The sequence below is a fragment of the Phocaeicola acetigenes genome, assembly GCF_027529745.1.
GTDB lineage: Bacteria > Bacteroidota > Bacteroidia > Bacteroidales > Bacteroidaceae > Phocaeicola > Phocaeicola acetigenes.
In genome coordinates this window covers 220,464-232,554 of sequence record NZ_JAPZVM010000001.1, presented here as the reverse complement: position 1 = coordinate 232,554, position 12,091 = coordinate 220,464, and the positions used below count along the sequence as shown (strand labels likewise).

The window sequence follows — 12,091 nt, the reverse complement described above, 5'->3', positions numbered from 1 at the left end:
ATACGCAAAGTTACAGAGAATTTTAAACACAAAAAAGAGTTAATTCAAAACTTTATCGTATATTTGAACAACCTAAAAATACTATAATTATGATTACATTTCCTAATGCAAAGATAAATCTCGGACTTCATATTGTAGAAAAACGTCCGGATGGTTACCACAATCTGGAAACAGTTTTCTATCCTATAAACCTGCAAGATGCACTCGAAGTAAAAGTGCTTGAAAATAGTGAACAGCCTTACAAACTTCATGTCAGCGGTACTGCCATTGAAGGTAATGCGGAAGACAATCTTGTCGTGAAAGCCTATCAGATGCTGAAGGCCGACTTTCCGATGCCGCCGATAGATATTCATCTGTTCAAACACATCCCTACCGGTGCCGGTTTAGGGGGTGGCTCGGCCGATTGTGCCTTCATGTTGAAATTGCTGAATGAAAAGTTCAATTTGAACCTGACCGCTGAAGCATTGGAAACATACGCAGCCCGACTGGGTGCCGATTGTGCTTTCTTTGTCCGTAATACTCCTGTTTTTGCATCGGGTATCGGAAATGTATTCGAACCCATTGACCTTTCCTTGAAAGGATATCACATCGTGCTTATAAAACCGGATATCCATGTGTCTACGAAAGATGCCTATGCAGGTGTTACTCCAAAACGTCCGGAGGTTTCGCTGAAAGAGGTAATCCGTCAGCCTTTGGAAACATGGAAAGAATGTCTGAAAAACGATTTTGAAAGTAGCATCTTCACACGTTTTCCGGAGATTGCAGCCATCAAGGATAAACTCTATGACCTGGGGGCTGTGTATGCTGCCATGAGCGGTTCCGGCTCTGCCGTATATGGTATTTTCAAGAACCCGATAGAAAACGTAGACGAAAAATTCGGAGGTTGCTTCTGTCGTCAGCGCGAATTGTAATCACAATGGAGTGTACTGATAAAATCCATTTCTTTGCGACAGATGTGTTGCCTGCCCCACCCGAAGAATTCACTTATCCGTTTCATTATACCCCTCACCCTCTCACCGAACTTGCCGCACAAGAGGTAGAACGCTATTTGGAAACACAGTCCGAATGGCAGGAAGAACTGAAAAAAGGGAAAATGTTCGGGGTACTGATAGTCCGTACCCCTGAAGGCAGAACGGGATATTTGGCGGCTTTTTCGGGTAATCTGGCAGGACGGAATCTGCATGATTTCTTTGTGCCTCCGGTGTACGATTTGCTATGTCCGGACGGAGTTTTCCGAAAAGGCGAGCAGCGTATTTCGGATATCAACGCACGTATCCGGCAGATGGAAGCAAGTGATGAATATCGAATCTGCCGCCGGCAAGTGGAAGAAGTGCAGGCATCTGCCACCGCACAACTTGCTGCTGCCAAACAAGCCTTGAAAGAGGCAAAGGCCATCCGACAGGCAAAACGGAATACTGTACTTGATGAAGCGGAACTGGAAGCGCTGGTCCGGGAAAGCCAGTTCCAGAAAGCAGAGTTAAAACGCCTGGAAAGACGATTGAGGCAGGAAGTAGAGGAAAAGACAAGGGCTCTGAACAATATTGAACAAACGATAGCAGCATTGAAGGAAGAACGCAAGAAATCTTCGGCTGAGCTTCAACGCTGGATATTCGGGCAGTTTCAGATGCTGAATGCAAATGGGGAGAAAAAAGATTTGTGTGAAATTTTTAAAGATACCCCACAGGGTACACCTCCCGCCGGTGCAGGAGAATGTGCCTTACCCAAGCTCTTGCAATATGCTTACCAGAACCACTTGTATCCGCTTGCTATGGGAGAATTCTGGTGGGGTATGTCACCCAAAGACGAGATACGGCATCACGGACATTTCTATCCTTCGTGTAAAGGAAAATGCGAACCGATACTGAAGCACATGTTAGTAGGACTGAAGGTGGAAAAGAATCCACTCGACGAGAATATACATAGCCAGACTCCACTGGATATTGTGTATGAGGATGAATGGATAGTTATGGTAAACAAGCCTGCCGGCATGCTTTCTGTTCCGGGCAAGAATGATTTGAACTCCGTCAGCCAGCGGTTAAACGAATATCTTCCCCATGCTACCGGTCCGCTCATTGTGCATCGGCTCGATATGGCTACATCGGGATTGCTGCTCGCGGCTAAAAGCAAGGAAATACACCAGCAATTGCAGGCTTTATTTGAGACACGTAATATCCACAAACGATATACAGCCATACTGGACGGTATACTTCCTCTTGATGAGGGCGTAATTGATTTACCTCTTTGTCTGAATCCATTGGACCGCCCCCGGCAGATGGTAGATTATACGTATGGGAAGCCTGCCATCACACGGTATAAGGTAAACAAGAGAGAAAACGGGAAAACTTACGTTGATTTCTTTCCACAAACCGGACGTACCCATCAGTTACGGGTACATTCGGCACATCCTCTGGGCTTGAATTGCCCGATTACCGGGGACGAACTGTATGGACGAAAATCGACGAGATTGTATCTGCATGCGGCCGAATTATCGTTCGTACACCCTGTGACGGGTAAACTTCTTACCATTCAGAAAGAAGCAGATTTCCCTCCTTTTCCGTCCGGTGATCTTTCATCCCAATTGCCATAAAAAAATCCTGATAGTGTAACAGAGCATTACGCTATCAGGATTTTTATCATTCTATCCCATTACCTTCTCATGATACGTCTGAAATCGTCTACAATCTGACGTCCCATATTGACTCGGGTACTATCCACTTTACGGATTTCTACCGGAGTAACAGCATCCTTGTACTTGGCTTTTCCTATCTTGAATTTCATTTTATCCATGTTTCCGGTAATGGTCACTCCGGCCTTGAATGGGAGCGGAGATTTCAATATCGATATATGATAATTAAAGTTCATATCAAGATCTTGTGTACCTCCTACGGCCGCCTTATACCGGTCTATTTGTACAAGGAAAGGATATACGGTAACGTATCCGTCTTTTACCGTAATATTTACAGCAATGCTATCGAATACATTCTTTTCCTTATTCTTGAACATCAGTTTTTTGGAAATCTCGGTAAATGTTTCTCCATCCATCAGTACAAGACTATCTCCCTTGATATGAATAGCGGAACGGAGACTCGGAATCCTGACATTTAAGTTTGAATCGAGTACGGTTTCGGCCGCCGCATCAAAATCGACAACTCCCTTGAAGGAACGGAGCATCGGCACAATGGTATCCAAAGAAGGAACAAAATCGACCAGTTTGCTGACGTCCACATCGCGCAATTTAAAGTCGAATCCGGCATATCCTCTTTTCTTTTCTTTGGCACGATATACCAAGGTTGCATTCATCTGGGCATCCATCCCGCGCATGCTGACTTCCTTCAGATGGACAGCCTGATTACGAATATCGATATCGCCCTGTACATTTTCGAATACCATGCTATCGTATTTTACTTTATCAAGCTTCACATCCAGTTCAAAATCGATATTTTTAGGAATCACAAATAACTGAATGTTGGAGTCTACAGTATCATTTTCTACCTGAAGCGTATCTTCCGGGAAATTTAATGAATTGATGAGCTGGTTACAATCCAGATTTCGCGATGCTATACTCAATTTGGCATGTATGGTTTTATTCTTTTTCAACGATTCATACAAATTGTATACAGCCCCACTTGCCGTCAGATTCGAGCGTCCTATACGCATATTAGCCTTACGCAACGTAATCGCCCTATCACCGACTGTAACCGCGGTTTTACGCATCCGGATAGGCAAAGCAAACTCCGGTGTGGATACAAACAAACGGTTGAATCCGATAATTCCTTTCGGTGCCCAAAGTGAATCGCGGAGTTTCTCGGCTTTAATGGCAAATCCTGCCTTGTCCATTCCCATCTTCATGGCTCCCAAGCGGCAGAATAAAGTATCAGACTCCAAATTAAGTCCTATTTTAGGCATGGCCGGATTCAATTCTCCGGGCTGTAAGCGAAGAGTAGACTTTGCTTTACGACAGAAAACCTTAATGGAATCTCCCATTACTGCTTTCAACTGGTTCATATCCAACTTACATTCCATATCCACAATGCGTGTGGTATCTTGCGGATTAGTCGATTTTACGGTGGCCGTCAGCTTTTTTAATTCAGAAGAAATATTGTTGGAATTCAAAACCATCTTTGTTACCTCGATACGTGCAGCCAGATTATCCTTTCCTATAAATGCAAGTTTTGCATCGCTGGTAAATTCAAAATTCCGGCTTGTATCACGCAAGGCGAGTCCCGTCATATTCAGTTTACCTCCAATCTTTATACGGCCCAAATCCTGACGAAGGATGGACGACAAACGACACTTCAGACGTAAGTCGGCATCGACTTTTCCTTCAATGGTAACTCCCTCCTGCAAAGGGAAAGTTTGAGCAAGGGCGGTCATATCGATGGTAGAACGGGTATTCAATGTAATATCCGGATCACCCAATAAATCCTGTATTTTTGCATCGGCAAGGATATCGGTGTGAGCTCCCTGAAAATGAAAAATCTTTAAATCGGCAAAAGAAGGAGTCTTTCGTGTCAAATCTACTGCCCCATAAAAATCAGCCGTCAGATTATCTATTCCATAGGGCAACTTGTCGTATTTGGCAGAAGCATCCTTTATCTGTGCCTTTATTGTAACCAAAGGAGTCTGCTCTTTGCCATAAAATCCTTTTATATCTCCTTCCAGCAAAACCTCTCCTTTCGCAGTCATTTCTTCCCGTTTCAAGACACTTTCCGGTATCATATCAAACACTGTCTTTAAAGAAGGAGCATGCAGGCCATAATGTACATTTACATCAATTGCCTTCTGAACCGTATCCCTTTTCAACGTACCCGATAAATCGAGTGCGACTCCATTTACGGTCAATCCTGCTTTTTTTACCGTCAAAGTACGGATGGCTCTATTCAATTCAAGATCTGCCTGAAGCTTAGTAGCGACTTTATTGACCAGCAACTGCCCGTCTTGCCAGAATAAGATATTGTCGTTGCTAAACTCCATGTCCAAAGCTGAATAACCTTTTTTTAAGGAAGCACTCAACTTGAGATTCGCATTGGTCAGACGAGTATAAACACGTGTATCACGATCGTCGAAGATTACATTAGCTTGTTTCAGAGAAATACGTCTGATATTAATTTCATCGGCTATCGGTCCGGACGATTTGGATAGCGTATCGGCTGAGACTGTAGTAGTATCACTCTTCATGATATCCCAATTCACAATGCCATCTTTCCCTTTATAAGCATATATTGAAGCGCCTTTCAATCCCAGATAATGCAGGTTTATCTTATTATTCAACAAATAATCAATCGGTTTTACTACCACTACACACTTGTCGAAGGTTATCAAAGAGTCTGTCTTTTGCCAAAGTGTATCTCGTATGCTCTTAGACACTAATGTCCCCTCCGTAAGTTTTAGTCCGAAACGCGGGAAAGTAGAAAAAAATGTAAGCTCTACCCTCTTCATATCCAACTTGGCATTCAGAGTCTGATTGGCAGTACGCAATACGATTGGAGTCAGTTTTTCCGGAGTGAAAAACCAATTCACAGCTACCGTAATAAGTAGCACGATAACAAGCAGTAATGTTCCTAAAGAAATACTGGTTACCTTGACTATCTTTTTCATTCTTTTGTTCATATTCTTTACTTTACTTAAACGCTTATGCAAAGATAAAAAAAAGGCGAGTGCAGAGGCAAACAGAAAACCAAGTTTTCAAATTTGATCTATGCTAAGCCGACTCCTATCTTCTGAAAATATAGTGAAAGGCGAGTACAATATCAAGCCATAAACTTGCTTTTGAGCAAAGAAAATACTAAACTTCACCCTCTCATATCTAAAGATAACAATACAAAAAACATTTTTTATAAGTTAAATGTTTTACTTTGTAAATGAAACAATATAAACTTTATCTCACATGGACGAATTGACACTTACTACCCCTACCCTTCTGTTTTCGGCTGTATCTTTAATTCTATTGGCCTATACCAACCGTTTCCTTTCTTATGCACAACTGGTCCGGACTTTAAAGGAACAATATGTACAACAACATTCGGAGGTAACCGCGGCACAAATCGATAACTTACGTAAGCGCTTGTATCTGACAAGAGCCATGCAAGTTCTGGGCATATCCAGTTTGTTCTTTTGCGTGATATCCATGTTCCTTATTTATATTAATCTACACGAACTCTCTGTTTATATTTTCGGACTTGCCTTACTCCTGCTGATAGCATCCTTAGGTATATCCATATGGGAAATACACATATCTGTAAAAGCATTGGAAATACATTTGAAAGATATGGAAAAGTAAAAAGACAATCGACTTATGATGTGTTAATAATATAAATTGGATTCTATTTATACCTGTTTTTCAGAATAAATGCACATAAATACATCTTTTTATTATATATTTGTCTCAATAGCAAATATTATTTAAATAAACAATGATACAAATCATCCGATTGGACGGTATAGACAAAAAACTCTATCCACTGATAGGACCACTTGTTATGAATCCTGAAGTGTTGCGCTTCAACAATAATTATCCATTTAAAACAGGGGAACAATACAAATGGTATATTGCGGTATCACAGAAGGAGATTTTAGGATTTATTCCTGTGGAATACCGGAAACAGGAATGGATAATTAATAATTATTACGCCTGTCCGGACAAAGAAAATGAAATACTTTCAACATTAGTTAAAGCGGTAATCAAAGAATGGGAGCAGGAAAGTTCCATTTCTCTGTCTGCCGTAGTACAAACCAGACATTTGACAATATTTACGGAAGAAGATTTTGAAATAACTAAAAATTGGAAAATCTATTGCAAAATGAAAAAACAAATATGATTACTCATGTGAACGACAAGAAAAATGTATACGAATTAGCTCAAGAACGTTTAGATATCATCTTCAAGGAGTTCGATAACATCTATATATCCTTCTCCGGAGGAAAAGACAGTGGGGTTTTACTGAATCTTTGCTTGGATTATATGCGAAAACATCAAATTAAGCGTAAGATAGGTCTTTTCCATATGGATTATGAGGTACAATATAAAATGACTATCGAATATATAGACCGCATCATTGAACAAAATAAAGATTTACTGGAGGTGTATCGTGTTTGTCTGCCTTTCCGGGTTGCGACTTGTACTTCCATGTATCAGTCATTTTGGAGACCTTGGGAGGCAGAGAAAAAAGAGTTATGGGTACGCTCCATGCCCAAAGGAGCCATGACAATAAACGATTTTCCTGATTTTAATCCGCAATGGTGGGATTATGATTTCCAGCTATATTTTGCCCAATGGCTACATCGGAAAAAAGAAGCTACACGTACCTGTTGCCTTGTAGGTATACGAACGCAAGAAAGTTTCAACCGTTGGAGATGTATCTTTCAAAATCCGAAAACGATCTTGTATCATAAATATATATGGACCTGTAAACTACAGAACGATGTATACAATGCTTATCCCATCTATGATTGGAAAACGACAGATATTTGGGTAGCGAATGGAAAGTTTAAATGGGATTATAACAACCTTTATAATCTGTACTACAAAGCTGGAGTTAGTTTGGAAAGACAACGTGTAGCCAGTCCCTTTATCGGTGAAGCGATTGAAAGCTTGGCTTTATATAAAGCTATCGATCCGGATACATGGGGAAAAATGATTGGCCGTATTAATGGGGTAAATTTCTCAAGTATTTATGGAAGCACACATGCTATGGCTCGACAAAAAATCAAACTTCCCGAAGGTTATACATGGAAAAAATTCATGTATTTCCTTCTTTCTACATTACCAGAAAAAACAAGAAACGGATATTTAAGAAGACTTGATGTAAGTATTAGGTTCTGGAGAACAAAGGGAGGATGTTTGGATGATGAAGTTATCCAGAAGTTGATTGATGCGAAAATCCCCATTGAAGTCGGAGATAAAAGTAATTATCGTACACATAAACATCCTGTACGCATGGAGTATCAAGATGATATTGATATTCCGGAATTCAGAGAACTTCCATCTTATAAACGCATGTGTATCTGTATACTACGAAACGATCATGCATGTAAATATATGGGATTCTCACCCACGAAGGAAGAAATCAGCAGAAAAAACAGAATAATGGAAACATATAAAAATATATGGAGATAAAAGACGAATATAAGAGTCCGGTTTACAATGTACGAGCGATACCGGTAGACAAAGTGGTTGCCAATGATTATAACCCCAATGTAGTGGCTCCCCCAGAAATGAAACTACTTGAACTATCAATATGGGAAGATGGTTTTACAATGCCATGTGTTTGTTATTATGACAAAGAAAATGATAAATATATTTTAGTCGATGGGTTTCACAGATATACGGTATTGAAGACCTCACAACGAATTTATGAAAGGGAAAGAGGATTATTGCCGGTCGTAGTTATCGAAAAAGATTTATCAAACCGTATGGGATCTACTATTCGTCACAATCGGGCACGAGGTACACATAATATTGAATTAATGTCGCATATTGTGGCAGAATTAGATAAAGCCGGTATGTCCGACCAATGGATAATGAAACACATTGGTATGGATAGGGATGAATTACTCCGACTGAAACAAATATCCGGATTGGCTGAATTGTTTGCTGATAAGGATTTCAGTATACCTCAACCCAAACCACAATACATTGCATCTGAGTTGGAAGAATAACTACTCTTCCAACTTCTGCTTAATATGTTCCAACAAGATAAGGCAACCTTGCATTTTAGGATTGTCATGGCAAACTTTTGCCTGATCCAATAATCGAAGTACAGTTTCTTTTAAATTCGGAATGTAAGTTGCTTTATCTACCTGCATTGACTCTGGCAGGTTTTGAGCTTCGAACCAAGCTTGCAGTTCCTTGAATTCGTCTTTTGTATAAAAGTTCTTTTTATTTTCCATATAGCATTCAATTAAAATGGATATCCTACCGCGAAGTGGAATGCAAAATCTCTTTTAAAATTGGGAGACACAATCGGATAACGGTCTTTTCCTGTATACATCGGATTGATGGCTTTCATACCACCATCAAATCGTAAAATCAAAAAATCAAGATCAAAACGTATACCCAGACCGTAAGCAACAGCCAATTGTTTATAGAATTTGTTAAACCGGAACAATCCTTCTGTCTGAATACCCTGACTACGTATATTCCATATATTCCCTGCATCTACAAACAAAGCACCGTTCAGTTTCCAGAAAAGATAGGTGCGATACTCCAAATTTAAATCAAGTTTTATATCACCGGTATGATTGACATAATCAATACTATTTCCATCACCCCGATATGAGCCTGGACCTAACGAACGCACCCTCCATCCACGTACACTATTGGCTCCACCGGAAAAATAAAGTTTTTCGAACGGAAGACTCTTTGAGTTACCATATGGATAAGCAACTCCTACCCCTAAATGAAATACCAATGAATTCCGGTCATCTATCATAAAATTCTTGGCAAAATCAAAATCGGCCTTTACATATTGGGCAAAATCTATGTTTGCTAATTGAAAGGCTTCTCCTTCCTTAGGATGTTTATTAATTAATTTTGAGAAACCATATAACAGATTACCCGCTTCTTCGATATTGAAACGAATTGAATAAGAATTACGCTGTGAAGTTTTCAGCGATGTAGCCCCAGCACTGTTATAAGTATAAGTATATCCCAAACGTACGATAAACAAATCTTCATAACTATACCTTAATAAAGGGTTAACTTTATCCATGTTGTCTAAATATGCATCGAAAGCAGCCGATGTATAAGGCATGTAGATATAGTTGATGTCCAACAAATCAAAACGATGTGTTGCTTTCTGCCGTTTTGTCCATCGGTAACTCCATGATGCGGCGGCCAAAGTGCGTTCAAACTCCGGACGAATCTGCCAATTATATTTTACATTGACCTCAGAAGTAGCTTTAATACGCCGTTTGAAATCAGAAGACAAAAAAGGAAACATAAATTCAGGAAAATTCAAACTACTCTCCACCCCATACTCCATATAGTTACTGTTCGTATACCCTTCCAAACCAGTAACTGCTTCGTAAGCACCTCTCAACTTTATTGTAAAAGTTTCCGATCCTTTGAATAGATTACGATGAGTATAAGATACAGAAGCCGCAGCCCCCAAATCGCCAGCCGAGTTTGTTCCTTCTATCTCAAAAGACAACGATTTGTTTTTGTTCTTCGACAATGAAATATATGCATCCAGATAAGTCGAATCGTTTTGCATGATTTCTTCAAAGCGGATATTGGAATATTTCAATATATGTAATCTGCTTAAAGCCGAATAGGTATTCTGCACATCTCGGTTTCGATACAACTTACCGGTATTCAAATAATTATAATCTGTCAACACACGTGGACGTAAAAAAAGTTTATTCTTATAATATAAGTTTACTCCACCAGAACAGATTGAATCTAAACCTTTAAGTTCATTTTTTGACAATGTAGCAAAATCCGCGTCCAACAAATAGTGCACTTTACGAATTGTATATTGAGGATGTTTTTCCTGCTTATTTTTTTCTTTCGACTGAAAAGGTTGTAATTTCATTGTCAATCCGACTTTATATGTATTCAGCATAGTATCTGCCTGAAATACAATATAGTCTTTATTGAACCGAAAATATCCTCTATTTTGTAAAAGTTGAGTAATACGTTGACGTTCCTCATCAAGGCGATTTACATCAAAACGCATTCCAGGATAAAGTTGGCTTCGAGTAGAATCCGCCTCCAAATAATCCCGGACTTTTCCATCGAATATATCATATGTGATTTGGTCTACTATATAAGGTTCTCCCGAACGAATCATATAATAAACCTTGATTTTATTCCCATCAGTTTCTTCTTTTAAGTCGACCTGTGCTCCCATATATCCCATATTTTGTACGGCCTTTTGGATTTCAGCACGACTTTCTTCAGCAGCCTCTCTACTATATATTACCGGTGCTTCTCCTATTCTTTTAAGAAAACGGTTTACCCATTTGGTTGAATCTTTTCCCGAAGCACTGTACATATACATTGGAAATTTAAAAAGGCTGAACCATTTAGCATTAGGATGCTGACGGACATAAATATTCATTTGAGAAGGCTTTACTTCTTTATTGTCCGATTCTATCTTAAAATCATTAAGTAAATATTGATTTTCCGGAATAAATTTGCTGACAGAGCACCCTACACAAGAAAGAGAGAGCATAGAAATTGTAATATATCGACAGACAGTTTTCTTCATACCAATGTAGTAGTGTTATGCAAATTTATTTGCAAATATAGGGAATAATAAAAAAAACTTCTTAGCTTTGCTTCTAATATTTGTTATTTTCACGCGTTAACAAACATGCTCAGCAAAAATAAAATCAAGTATATCCGTTCTTTAGAACTTAAGAAAAATCGAAAAGAAGCACAAGCTTTTTTAGCAGAAGGACATAAACTCGTAGGCGATTTACTCGGCCATTTCCCATGTCTGTTAATTGTAGCAACCTCCCGATGGCTACAGAATCATGCTGAAATACAAGCAGAAGAAATTATAGAAGTAACAGAAGAGGAGTTAGCACGTGCCAGTCTGCTCAAAGCACCACAAGAGGTGCTGGGTGTATTCAAGCAGCCCCAATATTTATTCAACCCTAATATTGCCAAGGAACAACTTTGTCTGGCACTGGACGATGTACAAGACCCGGGAAATCTTGGGACGATTGTCCGCATTGCCGATTGGTTTGGTATCAAACATATTTTTTGTTCTACTGGTACAGCTGATATTTATAACCCCAAAACTGTACAAGCTACCATGGGAGCAATAGCACGTGTAAAACTACATTACTGCAATTTATCGGAAGTACTTGGCTCGTTGACCGATATTCCCGTATTCGGTACTTTTTTAGATGGTGAAAATATTTACACACAAGAATTGAGCAATCATGGAATCATCGTGATGGGAAATGAAGGTAAAGGGATTAGTCTAAACGTTTCACGGTTTGTCAACAGTAAACTGCTGATTCCTAATTTTCCACAAGGATGTGAAACCAGTGAGTCTCTGAATGTAGCTGTAGCTACGGCTATTACCTGCTCCGAATTCAGACGGCGTACCCTTAATCCTTAACTATAAAGAGAGAC

General features: G+C 39.5%; 10 protein-coding genes. 7 read left to right on the top strand and 3 right to left on the bottom strand.

What is annotated here, in order from left to right:
• Positions 1–89 precede the first annotated feature (89 nt).
• Both ispE and O6P32_RS00985 read left to right on the top strand, forming a co-directional pair.
• Complete coding sequence (gene ispE / locus O6P32_RS00990) at positions 90–911, top strand: 4-(cytidine 5'-diphospho)-2-C-methyl-D-erythritol kinase (protein ID WP_269876349.1); 822 nt, start codon at positions 90–92, stop codon at positions 909–911.
• A gap of 5 nt (positions 912–916) precedes the next feature.
• A complete protein-coding gene (locus tag O6P32_RS00985; protein ID WP_269876348.1) occupies positions 917–2,587 on the top strand; it encodes an RluA family pseudouridine synthase in 1,671 nt (556 codons plus the stop codon).
• A gap of 59 nt (positions 2,588–2,646) precedes the next feature.
• On the opposite strand, the gene O6P32_RS00980 is transcribed toward O6P32_RS00985, so the two are convergent.
• Positions 2,647–5,610 carry an AsmA family protein gene (locus tag O6P32_RS00980; protein ID WP_269876347.1) on the bottom strand — a complete coding sequence of 988 codons (2,964 nt, stop codon included), beginning with the start codon at positions 5,608–5,610 and terminating at the stop codon, positions 2,647–2,649.
• 277 nt (positions 5,611–5,887) lie between these two features.
• On the opposite strand from O6P32_RS00980, the gene O6P32_RS00975 reads away from it, so the two are divergent.
• The 4 genes from O6P32_RS00975 to O6P32_RS00960 all read left to right on the top strand — a co-directional run bounded on the left by O6P32_RS00975 (position 5,888) and on the right by O6P32_RS00960 (position 8,658).
• On the top strand, positions 5,888–6,280 hold the full coding sequence (locus O6P32_RS00975) for a DUF2721 domain-containing protein (RefSeq protein ID WP_178266459.1): 393 nt from the start codon (positions 5,888–5,890) through the stop codon (positions 6,278–6,280).
• A 133-nt stretch (positions 6,281–6,413) separates the two neighbouring features.
• A complete protein-coding gene (locus O6P32_RS00970) occupies positions 6,414–6,818 on the top strand; it encodes a hypothetical protein (RefSeq protein ID WP_269876346.1) in 405 nt (134 codons plus the stop codon).
• Positions 6,815–8,116: a DUF3440 domain-containing protein gene (locus tag O6P32_RS00965; RefSeq protein ID WP_269876345.1), complete on the top strand. Its 1,302-nt coding sequence runs from the start codon at positions 6,815–6,817 to the stop codon at positions 8,114–8,116. Before O6P32_RS00970 ends, O6P32_RS00965 begins: the two co-directional genes overlap by 4 nt.
• Positions 8,107–8,658, top strand: a complete 552-nt coding sequence (locus tag O6P32_RS00960) for an IbrB-like domain-containing protein (RefSeq protein WP_178266462.1) — start codon at positions 8,107–8,109, stop codon at positions 8,656–8,658. Before O6P32_RS00965 ends, O6P32_RS00960 begins: the two co-directional genes overlap by 10 nt.
• Here the strand turns inward: O6P32_RS00960 and O6P32_RS00955 are convergent, their stop codons facing one another.
• Positions 8,659–8,889: a DUF6965 family protein gene (locus tag O6P32_RS00955; protein WP_269876344.1), complete on the bottom strand. Its 231-nt coding sequence runs from the start codon at positions 8,887–8,889 to the stop codon at positions 8,659–8,661.
• A gap of 11 nt (positions 8,890–8,900) precedes the next feature.
• The gene (gene tamL, locus O6P32_RS00950; RefSeq protein WP_269876343.1) at positions 8,901–11,213 is read right to left on the bottom strand and encodes a translocation and assembly module lipoprotein TamL; all 2,313 of its coding nucleotides are present in this window, start codon (positions 11,211–11,213) and stop codon (positions 8,901–8,903) included.
• A gap of 105 nt (positions 11,214–11,318) precedes the next feature.
• Between tamL and O6P32_RS00945 the strand changes: the two genes are divergently transcribed.
• Positions 11,319–12,077 (top strand): RNA methyltransferase, encoded by a 759-nt coding sequence (locus O6P32_RS00945; protein ID WP_269876342.1) that lies wholly within the window; start codon positions 11,319–11,321, stop codon positions 12,075–12,077.
• Positions 12,078–12,091 lie beyond the last annotated feature (14 nt).

Bases quoted from the DNA above. Each gene is read 5' to 3' on its own strand.
- ispE (WP_269876349.1), top strand. From the start codon at position 90: ATGATTACATTTCCTAATGCAAAGATAAATCTCGGACTTCATATTGTA.
- O6P32_RS00985 (WP_269876348.1), top strand. From the start codon at position 917: ATGGAGTGTACTGATAAAATCCATTTCTTTGCGACAGATGTGTTGCCT.
- O6P32_RS00980 (WP_269876347.1), bottom strand. From the start codon at position 5,610: ATGAACAAAAGAATGAAAAAGATAGTCAAGGTAACCAGTATTTCTTTA.
- O6P32_RS00975 (WP_178266459.1), top strand. From the start codon at position 5,888: ATGGACGAATTGACACTTACTACCCCTACCCTTCTGTTTTCGGCTGTA.
- O6P32_RS00970 (WP_269876346.1), top strand. From the start codon at position 6,414: ATGATACAAATCATCCGATTGGACGGTATAGACAAAAAACTCTATCCA.
- O6P32_RS00965 (WP_269876345.1), top strand. From the start codon at position 6,815: ATGATTACTCATGTGAACGACAAGAAAAATGTATACGAATTAGCTCAA.
- O6P32_RS00960 (WP_178266462.1), top strand. From the start codon at position 8,107: ATGGAGATAAAAGACGAATATAAGAGTCCGGTTTACAATGTACGAGCG.
- O6P32_RS00955 (WP_269876344.1), bottom strand. From the start codon at position 8,889: ATGGAAAATAAAAAGAACTTTTATACAAAAGACGAATTCAAGGAACTG.
- tamL (WP_269876343.1), bottom strand. From the start codon at position 11,213: ATGAAGAAAACTGTCTGTCGATATATTACAATTTCTATGCTCTCTCTT.
- O6P32_RS00945 (WP_269876342.1), top strand. From the start codon at position 11,319: ATGCTCAGCAAAAATAAAATCAAGTATATCCGTTCTTTAGAACTTAAG.